The 20,379-nt window shown below is 61.0% G+C and carries 16 protein-coding genes; 6 read left to right on the top strand and 10 right to left on the bottom strand.

Annotation, left to right across the window (positions count from 1 at the left end; all coding sequences use genetic code 11):
• The first annotated feature begins 35 nt into the window (after nt 1–35).
• Genes ACRWQA_RS08350 through ACRWQA_RS08340 form a run of 3 tightly spaced genes read left to right on the top strand, consistent with a single transcriptional unit; the run spans nt 36 to nt 4,019 of the window.
• Nucleotides 36–1,013: a hypothetical protein gene (locus ACRWQA_RS08350; protein ID WP_434229186.1), complete on the top strand. Its 978-nt coding sequence runs from the start codon at nt 36–38 to the stop codon at nt 1,011–1,013.
• Nucleotides 1,003–2,196, top strand: a complete 1,194-nt coding sequence (locus ACRWQA_RS08345; protein WP_434229184.1) for a nucleotidyltransferase family protein — start codon at nt 1,003–1,005, stop codon at nt 2,194–2,196. The genes ACRWQA_RS08350 and ACRWQA_RS08345 overlap by 11 nt, the downstream gene beginning before the upstream one ends.
• The gene (locus tag ACRWQA_RS08340; RefSeq protein ID WP_434229182.1) at nt 2,193–4,019 is read left to right on the top strand and encodes an ABC transporter ATP-binding protein; all 1,827 of its coding nucleotides are present in this window, start codon (nt 2,193–2,195) and stop codon (nt 4,017–4,019) included. Before ACRWQA_RS08345 ends, ACRWQA_RS08340 begins: the two co-directional genes overlap by 4 nt.
• 236 nt (nt 4,020–4,255) lie before the next feature.
• Here ACRWQA_RS08340 and ACRWQA_RS08335 read toward each other — a convergent pair whose 3' ends face one another.
• The 6 genes from ACRWQA_RS08335 to leuC form a co-directional block, all read right to left on the bottom strand.
• On the bottom strand, nt 4,256–4,558 hold the full coding sequence (locus ACRWQA_RS08335; RefSeq protein ID WP_434229180.1) for a PqqD family peptide modification chaperone: 303 nt from the start codon (nt 4,556–4,558) through the stop codon (nt 4,256–4,258).
• A gap of 433 nt (nt 4,559–4,991) precedes the next feature.
• On the bottom strand, nt 4,992–6,890 hold the full coding sequence (locus tag ACRWQA_RS08330) for an asparagine synthetase B family protein (protein WP_434229178.1): 1,899 nt from the start codon (nt 6,888–6,890) through the stop codon (nt 4,992–4,994).
• Complete coding sequence (locus ACRWQA_RS08325; RefSeq protein WP_434229176.1) at nt 6,887–7,369, bottom strand: lasso peptide biosynthesis B2 protein; 483 nt, start codon at nt 7,367–7,369, stop codon at nt 6,887–6,889. Before ACRWQA_RS08325 ends, ACRWQA_RS08330 begins: the two co-directional genes overlap by 4 nt.
• 62 nt (nt 7,370–7,431) lie before the next feature.
• Nucleotides 7,432–8,511 carry a 3-isopropylmalate dehydrogenase gene (gene leuB / locus ACRWQA_RS08320; RefSeq protein WP_434229174.1) on the bottom strand — a complete coding sequence of 360 codons (1,080 nt, stop codon included), beginning with the start codon at nt 8,509–8,511 and terminating at the stop codon, nt 7,432–7,434.
• A gap of 220 nt (nt 8,512–8,731) precedes the next feature.
• On the bottom strand, nt 8,732–9,385 hold the full coding sequence (gene leuD / locus ACRWQA_RS08315) for a 3-isopropylmalate dehydratase small subunit (RefSeq protein WP_434229172.1): 654 nt from the start codon (nt 9,383–9,385) through the stop codon (nt 8,732–8,734).
• A 3-nt stretch (nt 9,386–9,388) separates the two neighbouring features.
• Nucleotides 9,389–10,834, bottom strand: coding sequence for a 3-isopropylmalate dehydratase large subunit (leuC, locus tag ACRWQA_RS08310; protein ID WP_263580292.1), 1,446 nt, complete (start codon nt 10,832–10,834; stop codon nt 9,389–9,391).
• Between the two features lie 334 nt (nt 10,835–11,168).
• On the opposite strand from leuC, the gene ACRWQA_RS08305 reads away from it, so the two are divergent.
• Nucleotides 11,169–12,059, top strand: coding sequence for a LysR family transcriptional regulator (locus ACRWQA_RS08305; protein ID WP_434229169.1), 891 nt, complete (start codon nt 11,169–11,171; stop codon nt 12,057–12,059).
• Nucleotides 12,060–12,118: 59 nt separating this feature from the next.
• A complete protein-coding gene (locus ACRWQA_RS08300) occupies nt 12,119–13,450 on the top strand; it encodes a hypothetical protein (protein ID WP_434229167.1) in 1,332 nt (443 codons plus the stop codon).
• A 67-nt stretch (nt 13,451–13,517) separates the two neighbouring features.
• Here ACRWQA_RS08300 and ACRWQA_RS08295 read toward each other — a convergent pair whose 3' ends face one another.
• The 4 genes from ACRWQA_RS08295 to ACRWQA_RS08280 form a co-directional block, all read right to left on the bottom strand.
• Nucleotides 13,518–14,624, bottom strand: a complete 1,107-nt coding sequence (locus ACRWQA_RS08295; RefSeq protein WP_434229165.1) for a GNAT family N-acetyltransferase — start codon at nt 14,622–14,624, stop codon at nt 13,518–13,520.
• An 85-nt stretch (nt 14,625–14,709) separates the two neighbouring features.
• A complete protein-coding gene (locus ACRWQA_RS08290) occupies nt 14,710–15,300 on the bottom strand; it encodes a sugar transferase (protein WP_263580296.1) in 591 nt (196 codons plus the stop codon).
• Nucleotides 15,301–15,347: 47 nt separating this feature from the next.
• Nucleotides 15,348–16,574: an ATP-grasp domain-containing protein gene (locus ACRWQA_RS08285; RefSeq protein WP_263580297.1), complete on the bottom strand. Its 1,227-nt coding sequence runs from the start codon at nt 16,572–16,574 to the stop codon at nt 15,348–15,350.
• A 498-nt stretch (nt 16,575–17,072) separates the two neighbouring features.
• Nucleotides 17,073–17,588 carry a zinc ribbon-containing protein gene (locus ACRWQA_RS08280; RefSeq protein WP_263580298.1) on the bottom strand — a complete coding sequence of 172 codons (516 nt, stop codon included), beginning with the start codon at nt 17,586–17,588 and terminating at the stop codon, nt 17,073–17,075.
• 206 nt (nt 17,589–17,794) lie between these two features.
• Here ACRWQA_RS08280 and leuS point away from each other — a divergent pair, with 206 nt between their 5' ends.
• Entirely contained in the window at nt 17,795–20,377 is a 2,583-nt protein-coding gene (leuS, locus tag ACRWQA_RS08275; RefSeq protein ID WP_434229162.1) for a leucine--tRNA ligase, read from the top strand.
• Nucleotides 20,378–20,379: the final 2 nt, after the last annotated feature.

Genomic DNA, 20,379 nt, shown 5'->3' with positions numbered 1-20,379 from the left:
AGGACACCGCACCGGTACTGTCCCCGCCTTACGGGATGGATAGGCGCCTCCGCAATGCCCCCGCCGCCATTGCCTACCGGAACTACTCTACCTATGGACTGAAAATCGGTTCACAGCTCGAGCTTCCCGAACTCGAATCGCTGCCGCCGGACGCCAGCCCCGACATTCGAATCGAGCTCGGCGAACTGCCAGGCCAGCTGGAAGATGCCGAGTTCAGCACGCCATGGCTCCAATGCAGTAGTAACCGCTGCCAATTTCTCCTCGATCGCATCGCTCGCTATCGCGTCGAGCAGGGCTTGAGTATTCGCGTCGATCGCCGACTGGCACTCGCCAGCGGTTCGACGGCTGGCGAGGGTGATCTGCGCCTCTACCTGCTGGGAAGCGCCTTGGGCGCCCTGCTTCACCAGCGACACTGGCTGCCGCTTCATATCAGCGCGGTCCAGACCCCTGCCGGTATCTGGGGCTTCACGGGAGATTCCGGGGCAGGCAAGTCCACCCTTGCCGCCTGGCTGCACTATCGATACGGCTGGAAGCTGGTCAGCGACGATGTTGGAGTGATCAAGCCCGAGGAGACCCACCCCACCCTCTACCCGGGCCCCCCACGACTCAAGCTTTGGAGGGACGCCCTGGAACACCTGGAAATCGAGCACCAGGGCCTGGTCCGGGACCGAACCCGCACGGAAAAATTTCATCTGAACGGGCACCTGGGCTTCACTCACGACAGCGAGCAGTTGAAGGCGCTCGTGATGCTAGAGCGAGTGTCCGCCGATGAACTGGCCTCCATCGAGCCGGTGGAAGGGATCAAGGCCTTCCGAATCGTGATGTCGGCCCTGTACCTGCCGGAGTGGGGGCAGCGTTTCAATGGTTCTGCCAGGCTGATGCAGTATGGCGCCAACCTGGCGCGGCAGATCCGAGTCTATCGCTACCGGCGGCCCTGGTCGCTGGAGAAGGTCGAGGAGAGCCTGGCCCCGCTGATTCAACAGATCCATGAGGGAACGGGACATGCCAGCTGAGCCCCAGCCACCGGATGCCACACTCCGACTGCTGATATTGCTGGCCCGGCTGGAGCTGTCCGAGGCTCAGCGAGAGGCCGCCCTGATCCTGTGCAACCGCATCGAGACATGGCATAACGTGGCAAGCCAGGCGGAACGCCAACTGATACTGCCGTTGGTGTATCGCCACCTGCACGAACTCGCGCCACCGACGCTGTCACCAGCGGATGCGGCTCTCCTGCGTCAGCGGGCCCTGAGCCTCGTTCAGCGTAACCTGCTCGTCGCCGGTGAACAGCAGCGCCTGGTTGCCGAGATACTCGATCCCCTGAACATCCCCTATCTCTTCTTCAAGGGGCCGGCCCTGGCGGCCCGCTACTATTATGAACCGGCCATGCGCTCCTGCCGGGATATCGACCTGCTTGTGCCACGCCACCGCTGTATCGAGCTGCTGGAGTTCGCCCTGCAGCACGGCTATCGCCCCCTCAACCCGGCGACCCTGACGCCCGAGAGGCAGGGTCTCGCCTTTGCCCTCCAGGCCAAAGCCGTGGTGACCCTCGCCTCCCCCTCAGGCGTCTGCATCGAGGTCCATCATGACATCGACCGAGGCGCCCGGATCTACCGAACCGATGCCCTCCTCGACAGCCGGGTCGCCCTCCGGGCCGGCGACACCCTGCTGTATGCCATGCCGACCAACGAGTTGTTTGTCTACATCTGCCTGCATCACACACGCCACTACTGGTCACACCTTCACTGGCTGGTCGACCTGGATGCCATCCAGCGGCATCCTGACTTCGATGTTACAGCTGCCTACGCCTGCGCAGATCGCCGGGGCCTGACATCTACGTTCGACGCTTGCATTGAATTCTACCGGGCACTCGCCGCCCCTGAGCCCGAACATTCCACACACCTAAGCCCGCGCAGCCGCGAGCTGCTCGAGGCCTGCTTCACCACGCTGCAGGGCGGGCTTGAGGCCGAACTGGCACTGCGCAGCCAGCGCCCCGCCCGGGAGTTCGGCTTCGCCTGGCAGACGACACCGACCTATCGCTGGGCGAGCCGCATCAGGGAATGGGTCAGCCCCTTACGGCCGGGTTATATCGATTACCAGTTCCTCCCATTGCCACCCCGCTGGCAATGGTTCTATTACGCCATTCGGCCCTACCGGGCCCTGGCCAAACACAGCCGGATCAGGTGGCCAGCACAATGATTCCCTCACCGCGGGCCGTCCTGGAACCACTCGGCACCCTTCGCCGGGTAGTGCCACTGCTCTGGGCCAGCAGCAGCAAGTGCACCCTGCTCACCACCCTCCTCATGGTGCTCGAGGTCGGCTTCGGCCTGGCGGCGCTCTATCTGCTCAAGCAACTGGTCGATCTGGTCACGACCCTGCTGAGCAATGAGGCCACCGCAGCCCAGGGCATGGCGCAAGTCCTGCGCTACGTTGCCTTCACGGGGGGGGCGACCCTGGCTTTCATGGTGACCCGCGCCCTGTCGAACCTGGCCAAGGAAGCGCAGGCCCTGCTGGTGGCTGACTACATCGACGGCAAGGTCCATGAGCGCGCCGTCAGTGCCGACCTGGCCTTCTACGAGAGCCCACGCTATTTCGACACCCTGGAGAGGGCGCGGGAGTCAGGCAACCAGCGCCCCGCCCAGGTCATTGGCAACCTGATGATGCTGTCGAGAAATGGCCTCATGCTGGCGGCAGTCGTAGTGCTGATTGTTTCGATCGACTGGCTGCTGCTGCCCGTCCTGTTGGTGGCCATCCTACCGGGGCTGCTGGTGCGCCTTCACTTCACGCGACACCTCTACGACTGGCAGCGCCGCCGGACGCAGATGGAGCGGAAAGCCAGCTACCTCGATTGGCTGATGACCTCCAACCTGCACGCCAAGGAACTGCGCATCTACCAGTTGGGCGACCACCTGCGGGCTCAATACTCCAAGCTACGGGGCCGAATTCGCCGGGAGCGCCTGCTGATCACACAGCGACGTACCCGTCTCGAAGTGGCCGTGGGCAGCGCCGCGGCCGTCGCCTTTTTCGCCAGCCTGGCCTACCTGGCCTCGCAGACCGCGGAAGGACGCAGCAGTGTCGGTGACCTAGTGTTGTTCATGCTGATTTTCCAGCGCGCCCAGATCATGGGGCAGGAACTGGTGCAGCAACTGTCCAAGCTCTATGAGGACCACCTCTACATGGGGCTGCTGTTCGAGTTCCTGGATATTCGTCCCGAGATCGATGAGCCGAGCCAGCCAGTGGCGGTGCCAGCGACCGTTCGCGAAGGAATCCGCTTCGAAAAGGTTGGTTTCAAGTACCTCGGATCGCCTGAACCGACCCTCTGCGACATCGACCTGAGCATCCGCCCCGGCCAGGTCGTTGCGCTGGTGGGCGTCAACGGGTCGGGAAAGACCACGCTGATCAAGCTGCTCTGCCGGCTCTACGACCCCGCCCAGGGCCACATCACCCTCGATGGCGTCGATATTCGGCAGTACAGTCCAGAGAAGTACCGAAATCTGTTCAGCGTCATCTTCCAGGACTACTCCCAGTACGCGACCAGCGTGAAGGAGAATATCCACTTCGGAGACATTCACTCTTCCGGTGAGCAACCCTCGATCATGACGGCAGCTATCAACGCCGGCGCCGACGGTTTCATCGGCAGGCTACCACGTGGCTATGACACGCCCCTTACCCGAATGTTTGACGAGGGGCAGGAGATCAGCATCGGACAATGGCAGAAGCTCGCTCTGGCACGCGCCTTCCTGAGAAAATCAATGTTTATCATACTCGACGAGCCCACCAGCTCGCTGGACCCCGAGGCCGAGTTCGAGATGTTCGAGAACTTCCGGGAGCGCATCGATCATCGCGGCGTCCTGTTGATCAGCCATCGCCTGTCCACCGTCAGGATGGCCGATCATATCTATGTGATGGATCAAGGCAGGATCTGTGAAAGCGGCACCCACGAGGAGCTGATCCGCAAGCGAGGCACCTACTGCAAGCTGTTCAAGAAGCAGGCATTTCATTATCGGGATGCCGAAGCCTAGGACAGGGATGCCGCGGCACGGTCAACCTGGCGAGGCCGGCCCATGCGCAGCCCCTGTCTCAAGGCTCTTCGAAGACTGGTGTGGAATGGTCCAAGTAAATGGAAATGGTCCCGGTATGAGCTCGGGTTCCCTACGGTCCGACGCCTCGGCGAGTTGCGCCGCAGGCGCCCCAGCGGGTTGTGAAGGCCGGGAGACAAACTCAACGCCCGTCTCTCGGCTCCAAGCCAAGGCCAACTCTACAGTCTCACCACCAGCTCTTCGGCCTCCAGCTGGCCGATGAAGTCGAGCACTTCTTGTTCGCAGGCATCACGATCCACCGAGAACTCCCGCATCAGCTGATCGCAGACCGCCGACACGGTGATCTGATCTTCTATCAGGTCCCAGATTCGCCTTCCGACGACCGGCACCCCATAGTACATTCCTCTGTTGACACTGAAGAGAACGAGGTCATCCCCCACGCGGGAGGCAAGGGGCGACGGGGATCGCTTTACGCGGCTTTTGATATTTAACTGGCTGTTGATATCCAACTGATTTTGCATATCACGGCACCTGATCATGAACTAACGGGTCATAGCCAATGATGACATCCCTGTCCATGAGTCCAATTCCCGTATCAGGAACCACCGCCACCCGGAACATGAGATTGCCCCGACATCATTTCTGCCGGTATATTGCGATTCCCGGACAGGGTCTGATCGACGCTCATGCACGATAGCTCCGGCGTTACCCACTCGCTTTTTCCGGCGGTTTCTTGCGGTACATCCGATGTTTGCTTCATCGCATGCCACTCCATCGTTGCCCTTAGCCTGCACTCGCCTGGCCAACTCGCCGGCCACGCGACTACTCAAACAGCCGAACGCACCATTTCACGAGAATACGTAAGGCTGTGTTAACTATCGTAAGTCGGCGGCAGGCGGTCAACGCCTTTCGACTAGCGCTTAAGTCATAGTAAGAAAGCATGTGAATGCCTGGTCATCGAGAAGATGGCAGATATCGTCGCCACAGATGCCAGGCCTGAACCGCCGAACACAGTGAGATGAAGCCGGCTAGCTGGTCGTCGCTCATGCCCTCCTCGGGCGCCTGAACCAGGCGCTCCTGAAACGCCGCCATGTCCAGCCACTCGCAAGGCAGCTGAAACGCCTGCCGCCGAGCGGCCGATGACAGGAGCCGCCAGCACTCCTCACGAATCGCCATGCGCTTCCTCTCGTTGGCGCTGTCGTTCTTGCCCAGGCCCAGTGGCAGGCGCTCGCCGATGGCATCGCGATAAAGCCGCCGAGGCTGGCCCTGCTCCCAGAGAAGCTCCGGGGGAAGCCCCAGGGTGAAGTCCAGCAGGCGGCGGTCGGTGAGGGGGTAGCGATAAATCAGTCCATGTTCGGCCGACCAGTGCGCCCAGGTCGACATGCGGCTGCTCAGGTGCCCATGGTGCATCAGCAGGCACTGCATGCGCCCGGGATCGGGATAAAGGCGCCAGGCCGGCCCGCGCCGGGCCGCGGCTTCCGGAAAGCGCTCGATCAACGCCTGGCGATACAGCGGCGACAGCCGCCCTGAATCGGCATAGGGTGAATAGCGGTCGAAGAGGTCGTCGGGAAGGCAGGGCACGACACCCTGCTGCCAGAGGAAGCGTGCCATCTTGCGCGGACGCTTGATGCCTCCCGCCGCCTCCCGGGTGAGCGCCAGCAGCTTTCCCCACCGACCGCGTGCCAGCAAGTAACCCGGGTAGCCTCGGATCCCGAAGGTGGCCGACTCGTCCCCCCCCCAGCCCGACAGCATGACCCGCGTGCCGCGCGCTGCGGCCACACGCATCACGCCCAGCTCCTCGAAGACATCGACGGTACCATCCACCGCCAGGTCCCGCTCCAGATATGCCAGGAAGTCGGCACCGCTGGTGGTGCCATAGTGGCACTCCAGCGCTTCCTGTCGACAGATCCGCGCAATGACCTCACGCTCGTCGCGTCGCCCGGCTCCCGGCAGGGGGTATTGGGCCGACACGGGCGGGGACCAAGTATAACAGCTGTCGAGGCGATGGCCCCGATCCTGGATCAGTCGACTGGCCAGGACCGTTACGCCACTCGAGTCGAGGCCACCGCTGAGGTGTGAGCCTACCCCGACGGTGACATCGAGGCGGTCGCCCACAGCCTGCAGTAGCAGCTCACGAAAGTGTTCGACGTAGTCCTCGCGCCGAGCGTAGCGCACGGGGGTGACATCCTCGGGCGACCAGTAAGCATCAAGGGTCAGGCCCTGCTGACAGACGCGCAATACCCGGCCGGGCGTCAGCGGAAAGGCGTTACGAAAGAAGCTGAGGTCATGGCAATCCCCAGGAGAGAGCAGGAAGGCGGCCACGCTTGACTCGTCGATCGTCACGGAGAGACCGGGCCATGCCCTGAAGGCGCGTTGATCGGTGGCGAAGCAGAAGCGGTCGCCCTGCCGGAGGCAGTAGAGGGGGCGCGCGCCGATATGGTCCCGAGCGCAGAGCAGCGAGCGGTCGCGGGTATCCCACAGCGCAAAGGCGAAGTCGCCCACCAGCCGCCTGACACAGTCGGCCCCCCAGCGGCGATAGGCCTGCAGGATCAGCCGGCTGTCCGGCAGTGTGTCGCGATAGCGTCGCTCGATGCCCAGTTGGTCACACAGTGTCTCGCGGTTGTCGAGGATCGCATCGGCGACGAGCACGAGCCCGTCTTCCTCGAGCGGCTGGCTCTCGAAGGCGGCGGCAGCTGTGATAGCCAGCCGTTGATGGCCAAAGGCACAGCCATCGAGCAGCGTCGCGGATCGTCCGCGGTTGCCATAGTGATCCAGCGCGGAAAGCGCCGCCTGGAACGCCTGGGGATCGACCGGGGCCCCGTCGAAGTGCACACAGCCCACAATCGCACTCACCGGGCATGACCTCGCGCCAGGGGACCTGCATGAACGAAACAGGAGATCGGTGAATACTCCTCCCCGGTCTCACCACCCAGCACGATGTGCGACCCGTGACGAATCCAGGCATGCGCCTTGAGCTGCAGGCTCTGGTCGGGTGCCCGCGCGGCCAGGGTGCCCAGCACCAGGCTGCTGGCGATATGTCGCCGGCGCAGCATCCAGTGGGCCGCCATGGCGAGCATGAGGCAGGTCAAGTGCCCCCCCAGTCGGGCGTTGATCGACTCAATGCAGCGGCAGATGGGCGCAACCCGGGGGTCCTTGCCCTCCTCCGTTACGGGCTCGGCGTCGGCCGGCCGCTGCTCACCCAGCCAGGGGGACCAGAAGCGGAAGGGCAAACCCCTGACCAAGCCCCAGGAAAGCAGGAGCCAGACAGCGGCTTCCAAATACAGCCGCTTTCTGGCCCAGGGTAACGTGATGAAGCGCCGAAGTGTCTTCATGTTGCACCTGCCGTCTCCGAGGAAACCTCAGCCAACAGCATGAACCAAGCCGGCGCAGCTGGCTACCGTGCCTCGAAAGCCGCCAGCACGGCGTCTCCCATTTCACGAGTGGAAACCGTGCGCATGCCCTCCGAGGCAATATCCGCGGTGCGCAGGCCATCATCCAGAACTTTCCCCACGGCGTCCTCGATGCGGCTTGCAAGTTCGGACTCGGAGAGCGAGTAGCGCAGCATCATGGCCACCGAGAGGATGGTGGCCAGCGGGTTGGCGATCCCCTTGCCGGCGATGTCTGGCGCGCTGCCGTGGCACGGCTCGTACATGCCCTGGCCGCTCTCGTTGAGCGAGGCCGAGGGCAGCATGCCGATGGAGCCGGTGAGCATGGCGGCGGCATCGGAGAGGATGTCGCCGAACATGTTGCCGGTGACCATCACATCGAACTGCTTGGGCGCGCGGACAAGCTGCATGGCGGCGTTGTCGACGTACATGTGCGAGAGTTCGACGTCGGGGTATTCCGGTGCCAGGCGCTCCATCACCTCGCGCCACAGGATGGTGACCTCGAGCACGTTGGCCTTGTCGACGCTGCACAAGCGCTTGCCGCGCTTACGGGCCAGCTCGAAGGCGACCCGGCCGATGCGCTCGATCTCGCTCTCGGAGTAGACATAGGTATTGAAGCCGACGCGCTGGCCGTCGCGCACCTCGATGCCGCGAGGCTGGCCGAAGTAGATGCCGCCGGTGAGCTCGCGCACGATCATGATGTCGAGGCCGGCCACCAGCTCGGGCTTGAGGCTGGAGGCAGAAGCCAGTTGCGGGTAGGTAATGGCCGGGCGCAGGTTGGCGAACAGGCCGAGGTTCTTGCGCAGGCCGAGCAGGCCCTTCTCGGGGCGCTTGGTGAGGTCTTCGAGCTTGTCCCACTTGGGGCCACCCACGGCGCCGAGCAGGATGGCATCGGCGGCCTTGGCCTTGTCCAACGTAACGGCGGGCAGCGGCTCGCCGTGTTCGTCATAGGCGCAGCCACCGACCAGCCCTTCCTCGATGTCGATATCGAGACCGCGGGCCTGGCAGGCGGCGAGGATGCGGCGGGCCTCGGCGGTGATCTCGGGACCGATGCCGTCACCCGGCAGTACCAGAATCTTGCGTATCATGTGTTGTTCAATCCTTGTGCTTGCCTTTCTCGAGCGATGGCGGCGGGCTGTACGGCGACAGGCCTGCGAGGAGGCGCTGTGAACCCATCCCTGGGCGCTACTTTTGCCATCCATGGCAAAAGACCTCCTCTCCGACCTGTCCCCTACGCCTTTCAATTCACGGTTGGTCAATCCGTTCCCGGATCAGCCCCTCCAGTGACAGATGCAAAGTTAAGAGCGGTCAGACCTGAGCGCTATCGCGGAACAGCCACTGCCGCTCGGCGCGATGGCGCTGTTCAAAGGCACGAATGGCATCTTCATCCTGCAGGGTGATGCCGATGTCATCGAGCCCCTCGAGCAGGCAGTGTTTGCGGAAACCATCGACCTCGAACTCGAGGATCTCGCCCGAGGGCGTGATCACCCGCTGGTTCTCGAGATCCACGTCCAAGCGATAGCCTTCGCTGGCTTCCACCTCGCGGAACAGGCGATCCACCGTCTCCTCCGGCAGGGTGATCAGCAGCAGGCCGTTCTTGAAGGCGTTATTGTAGAAGATGTCGGCAAAGCTCGGCGCGATCACCACGCGGAAGCCGAAGTCTTCCAGTGCCCAGGGGGCGTGCTCGCGAGAGCTGCCGCAGCCGAAGTTACGGCGCGTCAGCAGCACGCTGGCACCCTGGTAGCGCGACTGGTTGAGCACGAAATCGGGATTGAGTGGGCGCTGCGAGCAGTCCTGCCCCGGCTGCCCTTCATCGAGATAGCGCAGCTCGTCGAACAGGTTGACGCCGAAGCCGGTGCGCTTGATCGATTTCAAGAACTGCTTGGGGATGATCAGGTCGGTATCGACGTTGGCCCGGTCGAGTGGTGCAACGATGCCTTGGGTGCGTTCGAACTTTCTCATGGCTCAAGCCTCCTCTGCGACGGGCTGGGCGCCGAAACTACGTACATCAACGAAGTGACCGGCAATGGCGGCGGCGGCGGCCATGGCCGGGCTGACCAGGTGGGTACGCCCACCGTAGCCCTGTCGCCCCTCGAAGTTGCGGTTCGAGGTGGAGGCGCAGTGCTCGCCAGCGCCGAGCTTGTCGGCGTTCATCGCCAGGCACATGGAGCAGCCCGGCTCGCGCCACTCGAAGCCCGCTTCGACGAAAATCTTGTCGAGCCCTTCAGCCTCGGCTTGCCGCTTCACCAGGCCGGAGCCTGGTACCACCATGGCGAGCTTGATGGAGTCGGCCACCTTCTTGCCGCGCGCCACCTTGGCCGCCTCGCGCAGGTCCTCGATGCGCGAGTTGGTGCACGAGCCAATGAACACCTTGTCGAGCCTGATGTCGGTGATCTTCTGCTTGGGCGCGAGGCCCATGTACTCCAGTGCACGGGTGTAGCCGCGCTTGACGGTGTCATCGTCCTGCTCGGCCGGGTCGGGCACTGCGCCGGAGATACCGGTGACCATCTCGGGGCTGGTGCCCCAGCTCACCTGGGGTTCGATCTCGGCGGCGTCCAGCGTCACCACCTTGTCGAACTGTGCATCGGGGTCGGAAACCAGGTTGCGCCAGTCGGCCACGGCGGCCTGCCACTGTTCGCCCTTCGGGGCGAAGGGGCGCTCGGCGAGATACTCGATGGTGGTATCGTCCACCGCGATCAGGCCGACTCGGGCGCCGGCTTCGATGGCCATGTTGCACACCGTCATGCGCCCCTCCATGGAGAGGTCACGAATGGCACTGCCGGCGAACTCGATGGCGTACCCGGTACCGCCGGCGGTGCCGATGCGGCCGATGATGGCCAGCACGACATCCTTGGCGGTGACGCCGGTGCCGAGCTTGCCCTCGACACGCACCTGCATGTTCTTCATCTTCTGGGCCAGCAGGCACTGGGTGGCGAGCACGTGCTCGACCTCGGAGGTGCCGATACCGTGGGCCAGCGCGGCGAAGGCACCATGGGTGGCGGTGTGGGAGTCGCCGCAGACCACGGTCATGCCCGGCAGGGTAGCGCCCTGCTCAGGCCCCACCACGTGGACGATGCCCTGGCGCGGGTCGTTGATCTTGAACTCCTCGATGCCGAACTCGACGCAGTTGTCGTCAAGCGTCTGCACCTGGATCAGCGACACCGGGTCCTTGATGCCGGCGTTGCCCTCGGCACGTTCCTTCACGGTGGTCGGCACGTTGTGATCCGGCGTGGCCAGGTTGGCATCGAGCCGCCATGGCTTGCGACCGGCCAGGCGCAGCCCCTCGAAGGCCTGCGGCGAGGTCACTTCGTGCAGCAGTTGCCGGTCGATGTAGATCAGTGCGGTGCCGTCGTCGCGCTCCTTCACCAGGTGCTGCGACCACAGCTTGTCGTAAAGCGTTTGGCCTGCCATGTCGTTCTCCCCGGGCTCTATGGCCCTTTGCCTGTCCGGTCCATGTTCTGCCGATCTAGTACGTTTTGTCTCAAAGGGCCATTGCAGCAGGGCTTGCCGAGGGGCGCCGAGGACAGGTCGAAGAGGAGGTCTTTGCCATGGATGGCAAATGTAGCGTCCAGGGATGGATTCACAGCGTCTCCTCGAAGACCTTGTCGCCGGCAAAGCCCCGACATGCCAGGGCTGCGCCTTTCCTGCACGCCATGGCCGAGTGATTGCAGTCTTGCGCGACTCGCCCATAAAAGCAATTCATGTTATTTATTCATTGGATTCCATAAAGGAATACAAACGAGAGATGGACACCCAAAGCCTGCAAGCCTTCCTCGCCGTGGCCGACAGCGCCAGCTTCTCGCGCGCCGCGGAGCAGCTGCACCTGACCCAGCCGGCGGTCTCCAAGCGCATCGCCACGTTGGAGGATCAGATCGGTGCCCGCTTGTTCGACCGCATCGGTCGCCGCGTCACGTTGACCGAGGCCGGCCAGGTACTGCTGCCCCGGGCGCGGCAGATCCTGGTCATGGTGGATGACAGTCGCCGCGCTCTGGTCAACCTGACGGGTGATGTCGGCGGTAGCCTGACCCTCGCCACCAGCCACCATATCGGCTTGCATCGCCTGCCGCCGCTGCTCAAGGCTTACACCCGCACCCATCCCGAGGTGCGCATGGACCTGCGCTTCCTCGACTCCGAACAGGCCTATCAAGGCGTGCTTGACGGAGAACTGGAAATCGCCGTAGTCACGCTGGCGCCACACCCGGACCCTCAGCTCGTCGTGGTGCCGGTATGGGACGACCGGATGTGTTTCGTGTGCGCCCACGACCACCCGCTGGCGAGTCGCGGGCGCCTCACTCTTCACGAGCTGTGCACCTTCGATGCGGTGCTGCCCGGCCCCATGACCTTCACTCGTACCTTGATCGAGTCGCGCTTCGCGGCCGCCGGCCTTACGCTACCCGTGGCGCTGGCCACCAACTATCTCGAAACCCTGAAGATGATGACTTCCATTGGCCTGGGCTGGAGTCTGCTGCCAGAGCGGCTGGTGGCTGGCGAACTGCACGAGCTAGAGGTGGAACATCCGCCCATCCATCGCTCCTTGGGCTATCTGGTGCACCGAAGTCGCACCCTCTCCAATGCCGCACGGGCAATGCTGGCACTGTTGGAAGAGGCGCGTGATACAGCGAGTCGCCGAACATGAGGAAACATTGTTAGACTGCTCACAATAATTTTCGACTCCACCTGGAGCCCTACACCATCGTGTCCTCTCCCGACTCTCCCGCCACATCGACACGCCATGCCCTGGCGGGCGTGCTGATTCTGCTTGGGTTGGTGCAGCAGATCCTCGGTTTTGCCGGGGCGTTACCTCTTCCGCACGGGGTCGGCTACGCCCTGTGGCTGGCGACTCTGCTGCTGTGGCGGGACATTCCACACCGCACCCGCTGGCAAGCCGGAGCGCTGGCAGTCATTGGTCTGGCGCTGCTGGTGATTGCACGCTGGCACTATGGCGCGCAGATCGCCTGGCCCGCAGTGACCAGCGGTAACACCTATGTGGTGGCGATGCTGGTAGGGGTCAGTTTCATCGGACTGATCGGCAACCGCAGCGGCTCGTCGCGCCCGCTCGGTCGGCCGATAACGGGGCGCCGGGGCACCCTCGGCACCTGGCTCGGGGTCCATCTGCTCGGCACCATTCTCAATCTGTCGACGGTGTTCATGATCGGCGACCGCCTCGCCCGGCGCGGCCCATTGACGACGCCTCAGCTGCTGGCACTCAACCGGGGGCTTTCCAGCGCTGCGCTTTGGTCGCCCTTCTTCGCTTCCATGGGTGTGGTGATGACCCTGGCGCCGGGCATGGAGTACTCGCGCATTCTCGCAGTGGGGCTGCCGCTGGCGCTTGTCAGCGGCGTTCTCACCACGCTGGAACTGTCGCGCCGCTTCGACCTCGCCGATGTGGCGGGCTTTTCGCTTTCGCCGCGCAGCCTGCTGATGCCGGTCGCCATGGCGGCTTTAGTGATGCTGTTCCATTACCAGCTCACGCCTGCGCTTGGCATCGTCAGCATCATAACTTTCCTGCTGCCGGCGGTGGCCTTGGCCAGCAACCTGCCAGCGGGAGCCCGCTGGACACTGCGACGCGTGCGCCAGCATACACTGATACGCCTGCCGGCCATGCGCGGCGAGATCGCCCTGTTCCTCTCCGCCGGACTGCTAACTCTGGGGCTTTCGACCCTGGTGGCCGCCGCCACGGGCAGTGAGTGGACGCTGTTCGCCCGCTTCGGCCCCGCTCAGGCAGTCATCAGCTTCCTCGCGATCGTGGCCAGTGCCGTGACGGGGCTGCATCCGATCATCGGCGTCTCGGTACTCGCTTCGACACTCGACCTGAGCGGCAACGAGCAAACCCTGTTCGCCTTCACCGCCCTTGCCTCGTGGGCGGTGGGCACCTCGGTGGGGCCACTGTCGGGCATCAACCTGTCGCTGCAGGGCCGCTACGGCGTCAGCGGCTACCGCATGATGCGCCATAACCTTGGCTATGCTCTCGCTATCAGTACTCTGGTGGTGATCGTCATCATGATCATGGGCAGCATATCGGCATGAGCTGAACCGGTATCATAAGGTCGAACAGCGACCGAAGTTTTTCCCGAATGAAACAAACCATGGGCACTCAGGCGTAATCTTGGACAACATCCTTTACGCTTCGATAACTTGGGAAAAAATGGGGATTGAGGGCCATGCCTCGTTCATTTGCGACAGCCGCAGCATATTTCTCCAACTTTTCGTAAGCGCCAGGGTCGATGATGATCTGCACAACTTTATAAGGTAACTTCAAAGGTGAAAAACCTGTTTTGAAATACATCAACTCGTCGTTGCATCCTCCCACCCCCCCCCCCAGCATGAGCCACTCGGCACCCTGCTCAGTGGCATATATGCGCACCTTGTCATGAAGTAGTTTACTAGGGGCAAAACGGTAAAATCCTGGCAAGGTTCCTCCCAGATGATACTGGACGAACTTGCCGGTATGCATAAAGATGCCAGCACAAACCATGCGATTCTCAATAAAGACCCCGTACATTCTTGCACTAAAGTCCTTGGCGGAAAAAAGCGCCTCGCAATACTCCCTTCCGAAGAAGTAATATTCTTTCGCTCCTCGATGGCTCATGGTCTCTTTATAAATCGCCATAAATTCATCGAGATATGATTCCGAATCCACCTCCCTGCACTCCGCCCCCATTTTTTCCAGCTTCTTTATTCCTCTTTTCAAGCTGTTTCTGTAATTCAACCTCTGTCCTTCCATAGACTCGCGAAGATCAATAGGAACGGTATCGCCGAGCGTTCTTATTTCACCAAGACCAGTCAGAACCGAAGCAGTATCCAGAAAAGGGTTCAACCGTGCAAAGATAGAAACAATGCCGTGCTCGCCACACCACCTCTCGATACAACGTGACCATATTTTTTTATCGAAATCACTAACACCCCCCTTTGTTAGAGGCCCCGGATAACCGTACGTAGAAGTTAAATCTTTCCACTGTCTACCGTTTGCCTTAAAAGAACGCAGCAGTAACGGCCAGACAATAACACCACCGCGCCCCTTATACGTAAACAGCAAAGGGCTTCCTTCTCTATTTTTTCGGCTGAGCTCATGAAAATCCCATGTATGATAACAATCATATTCTCCGACATCCTGAAGCGCCCTCCTCCACCCATCTTCTTCAGTACTTACTTGAAAAGAATACTTATCGCGCTGAAGAAACTGGTCTTTATTATCGCCCATGTAAAGATCACAATGAGACATCATTCCCCCCCAGGGCCGGCAATTCAAACGCAAAGCCACTCAACTTAAAATCTCAATAATGCTCTCAGCTGCCATTGAAATCCTCCATCGTTACGCAGGTTTCGCTTGTGACTCCGCGACGATTTAAAATTTGCCTTATGGTCAAAAAAAGAATCTTGATGTCCAATAGAACGGTTCCGTTATCCACATACCAGACGTCCAACTCGAATTTTTTTTCCCAAGTTATGCTGTTGCGCCCATTAACCTGAGCCCACCCTGTTATTCCCGGCCGAACGCAATGGCGCCTTGCCTGCTCTTCGTTATAGAGTGGCAGGTACTCCATGCACAGAGGACGCGGACCGACCAGGCTCATGTCTCCCTTGAGCACGTTCCATAACTCTGGCAATTCGTCCAGACTGGTGGACCGAAGCATGGTACCAAACCTTCCCAATCTCTCTTCATCCGGTAATGGTTGGCCCTCTTCGTCATAAGCCTCACGCATGCTTCTAAATTTAATTATTTCAAAAGGCCTTCCATGCAGACCCGGGCGTAGCTGTCGGAACAGAACAGGAGGACCAATAAATAAATAGACAAGTAGCGATACAATAACCAGTATGGGAGCAAACAGGACGATCCCAAGAGCAGCCAAGACCAAATCCATACACCTCTTGACCATGCCTATTCCTCCACATTATCCTTAAAGGAACTATAACTATTCGGCTCTCATTCAATGACAGTGCCATCGGCAGATCGAGCCGTGGACACGCCCTGCAATGGAGTCGTCTCGATGGCAAGATGCTCAGGCATCCTCGATAACATATTGTGCATTTCTTCGCTGCTGTCGAAGCGCAGTATCAGAATACCTAAAGGAGCACTGACGGGCTCACCGGGTCGCACCCACATGTGGCGGCTGATAATTTTGGACTCAAGTTGACGTGACATTTCAATATGGACGAGTCGGCAATTCTCCTTGGCCCGAATGATATAATTAGACCAGAATCCGCTGGGTGCGACTTGCTGGAGAGTGGCACACTCCAGGCCAAGAGCAGCATCGACGGTATACTTGACCAGATCCACCCCGGTGGCATGCTTTATGACATCGGGTATTCCATCACCGCCATTTCTTGGGCCCACTTCAAGGAACCATATTTCCCCCTTGGCATCGACCAGATACTCAACATTGAAAGGGCCGATGCGGCAATCCAGCAGACGCAAAAGCCGCTCTAGCTCACCTGCAGCCTTAAGGCCAATATTCGAGTCCAGAAGTGTAGGGTAGCTATTGGCAGCGGGAGCAGGCGGCATCCAGGCGGGATCGAAGTGGGCATCGGCCCAGAGCCAGAATTTGAGCTTGCCGTCGAGCATGAAAACATCGCTATCGATCTGGTAGCCGACCTTCTCAATGCGTTCTTCGAGGACTACTTTCTTTATTCTTGAGAAACTCAACGCATAGCCAAATGCCGCATCGAGCTGATCAACAGCATCGATGAAAGAAATCCCACGATTACCTGAAGCATCGACCGGTTTGACAAACACTGGCAGCTTCAACTGTTCCAACCAGACCCTGGCGTCGTTGATATCCTCGAAAGAGTTTGATTTGGGAGTATTGAATCCATTATCGGCCAAGAAAGCTCGAAACTTGTCTTTGCGTGTCAACGTCAGTGCAGCCTGATACGGGTTGCCTGGCAGTCCCATCTGCTCGGCGACATAGGCAGCGGTAGGGGCAGCAGAGTCAGCTGCGTAAGCTACGATACCGTCGATATTCAGATGCCGAGACAAGGCCAAGATGCCTTCTCTGTCGGTGGTGGAAACTGGGTATGCCTCATGGGCCAGTTCATGGCCAAGCTTGGTCATATCCATATCACAGGTAATCACATGATGCTGCTGCTCCAAGGCATAGAGAATGGGAGGCAGCTGATGGGCTCCTGCACCCAGAAAAAGTATTTTCTTCATCGCATTATCTCTGTCAGCACCGACGACGTTGGCGGCAGGATGGAAAGCGTTCTTTAGGTTAGTAATTGTTACGATATTTATCACGGAATAAAAAGGCTGAAAAATCTAATGGAAGGTAATGACGCTGGAGATTAAATTAATACTTATTAACCAACCTTTTCTCATCACGATAAGGGATTTTGTCACACCATCCTCGACAAGATTCTATAGGCTTATGGTTGTTAAGGCGGGAAGCTCATGCACAAGCAAAACGTTTAACTACAGCCAACAAAAATCATGTTACAGAAAAATACTTTCTGAAACTTAAACTTAGAAACACCCTTATATCCAGTCGGCCACTTCAGGCGAAATCTCGAAGTTGTGAAAAGGAGATGCAGTAGAGGATTACGCCAAGGATAGACGCTCCTTTATCGAGCGGTAGAGCGGTGATCTTGCTGTCAGGAGCTTCGCATCAAGGAAAATACGAAGCTCCTGTGGCAGGATAACGGGATAGAGCCGTTATTTGGGAGCGCGAGCGAAGTAACGATGGCCGCATTGATGACACGGCTCGATACGAGTCACGCCCTCGAGCTCGACCATCGCGTCGCAATGCACGCAGGCCATACGTCCCGGCGCGGCGATCTCGCCTTCGCAATAGTCGGCACGGGCGGCCTCGAGATCCTCAGTGAGCCGGGCGTTCTCGACGATGCTGCGATCGGCAATCGAGAACAGCGAATCGACCACCTTGCGCGAGAGCTGGTCGAGGTCGATACCCAGCCAGGCAGCCACGCCACGGCCACCCGCCCGCAGGTAGCGACGCATGTCGATCAGGTCGCGCTCTACCCAGGCGCGCAGCAAAGCCAGCTCGTCCTTGGTGAACTCCTCGAGATCGGCCTCGAATTCGACCGCCTCGTCCAGCTCCCGCTGCAGGTTCTCCCAGGTCAAGTCATCCGCGCCCTCACGCAGCCTGGCCAGCATGCGCTCATAGCCTTCGCGCAGCCGATGTTCGCGATGGGAGTCGGGATGTTCGCTCATGGTCATCTCCTCGAAGCGGTTTCAGCATGGGCCGGGCATGGCCGGGCATGCCCTACTGGGGTATCCTTGGTTACCATTTAGACGCCATCACGCCGTCAGTTCAACGTTTTATCGCCACGATGCAGCATGGACTGACGGCGGACAATTTCCTGCGCAAGCGCACGGCAGCTCCGTGCCCGAACACTCTAAGGTCATTTCGAAAGCCGATGGACGCACAGTACAAGCCCTTTGAAATCGAACGCGACGCCCAGCAATTCTGGGACGAGAACCAGTGCTTCAAGGCGGTGGAGGATGCCAGCCGCGAGAAGTTCTACTGCCTGTCGATGTTCCCCTACCCCAGCGGCAAGCTGCACATGGGGCACGTGCGCAACTACACCATCGGCGACGTGGTCTCGCGCTTCCAGCGCATGCAGGGCAGAAACGTGATGCAGCCCATGGGCTGGGATGCCTTCGGCATGCCGGCCGAGAACGCCGCGATCCAGAACCGGGTACCGCCGGCCAAGTGGACCTACGACAACATCGATTACATGCGCAACCAGCTCAAGGCGCTGGGTTTCGCCTACGACTGGAGCCGTGAGTTCGCCACCTGCGACACCGACTACTATCGCTGGGAGCAGTGGTTCTTCGCCAAACTGGTCGACAAGGGGCTGGTTTACAAGAAGATGTCCACCGTCAACTGGGACCCGGTGGACCAGACGGTGCTGGCCAACGAGCAGGTCATCGAAGGGCGCGGCTGGCGCTCCGGCGCGCTGGTGGAACGCAAGGAAATCCCGCTGTGGTTCCTCAAGATCACCGATTACGCCGATGAGCTGCTGGCCGATCTCGACAAGATCGAGTGGCCCGAGCAGGTCAAGACCATGCAGCGCAACTGGATCGGCAAGTCGCGCGGCGTGGAGCTCAGCTTCGACATCAGGAACGCGGACGGCAGCGCCGCCGAGCCGCAGTCGGTCTATACCACCCGCCCCGACACCTTGATGGGCGTGACCTATGTGGCGGTTGCCGCCGGCCATCCGCTGGCCAAGGCGGCTGCCGAAGGCAACGCCGAGCTGGCCGCCTTCTGCGAGGAGTGCGCCCGCGGCGGCACCTCCGAGGCGGAACTCGCCACCAAGGAGAAGAAAGGCATGGCCACCGGCCAGGTGGCGGTGCACCCACTGACCGGTCGCGAAGTGCCGGTGTACGTCGCCAACTTCGTACTGATGGAGTTCGGTACCGGCGCGGTCATGGCCGTTCCCGGCCACGACCAGCGCGACTGGGAGTTCGCCACCAAGTACGACCTGCCCATCGAAGCGGTGATCAGCGACGAGAGTGGCCAGGCCCCGGATCTTTCCGAGGGCGCCTACGTGGAATACGGCCGGCTGATCAACTCCGGTGAGTTCGACGGCCTGGACTTCGATGCCGCCTTCGAGGCCATCGCCGGCAGGCTGGCCGAGCTGGGTCGCGGCGAGGTGAAGATCAACTACCGCCTGCGTGACTGGGGCGTGGCCCGCCAGCGCTATTGGGGCGCACCGATCCCGGTCAAGTACGGCCCCGAAGGCCAGACCGTGCCGCTCTCCGACGACGAGCTGCCGGTGGCCCTGCCGATGGAAGTCACCGTCGATGCCAGCGGCTCGCCATTGAAGAAGATGCCCGAGTTCTACGAGCTTGGCGACGGCTGGGTGCGCGAGACCGATACCTTCGACACCTTCATGGAGTCCTCCTGGTACTTCGCCCGCTTCTGCTGCGCCGACAATAAGGAGGCCATGCTCGACGAGCGCGCCGACTACTGGCTGCCGGTGGATCTCTATATCGGCGGTATCGAACATGCCATCCTGCACCTGCTCTATGCGCGCTTCTTCACCAAGCTGATGCGCGACCTGGGCCTGGTGAAGGTCGACGAACCGTTCCAGCGCTTGCTCACCCAAGGCATGGTAATCGCCGAGACCTTCTACCGTTCGACGTCCAACGGCGGCAAGGAGTGGTTCAACCCGGCCGATGTGGAGGTCAAGCGCGACGACAAGGGTCGTCCGGTCAGCGCGGTACTGATCAAGGACGGCCAGCCGGTCGAGATGGGCGGCATCGAGAAGATGTCCAAGTCGAAGAACAACGGTGTCGATCCGCAGTCGATGATCGACCGCTTCGGCGCCGACACCGTGCGCCTGTTCATGATGTTCGCCGCCCCGCCTGAGCAGTCGCTGGAGTGGTCCGATTCCGGCGTCGAGGGCGCCAGCCGCTTCCTCAAGCGCCTGTGGCGTCTGGTGGCAGAGCACCTCGAGGCCGGCATACCAGGCGCGCTGGACACCACGGCGCTCGATGAGCCTCAACGCGAACTCCGCCGCAAGACCCACGAAACGATCAAGAAAGCCAGCGACGACATCGGCCGGCGCACCACCTTCAACACCGCGATCGCCGCAGTGATGGAACTGACCAACGCGCTTGGGAAATTCGACGATACCTCGCCGCTGGGCCTGGCCGTAGCTCGCGAGGGCATCGAGGCCTGTGTGTTGCTGCTCGCACCGATCACGCCGCACGCCTGCCACACCTTGTGGCGCGAGCTGGGCCACGCCGAGCCGGCCATCGACGCTGCGTGGCCGCAGGTTGATGACACGGCCCTGGCGCGTGACACCCTCGAGCTGGTGGTGCAGGTCAACGGCAAGCTGCGTGCCCGTATCGAAGTGGCTGCCGACGCGCCCAAGGAAATCATCGAGGCCGAGGCCTTCGCCGCCGAGAACGTCCAGCGCCACACCGAGGGCAAGGCAGTGCGCAAGGTAATCGTGGTGCCGGGCAAGCTGGTCAATATCGTGGTGAGCTGACG

The organism is Billgrantia sp. C5P2 (assembly GCF_051062895.2).
The sequence above is the reverse complement of the archived record's forward strand: the minus strand, read 5'-3'. Positions and strand labels throughout refer to the sequence as shown.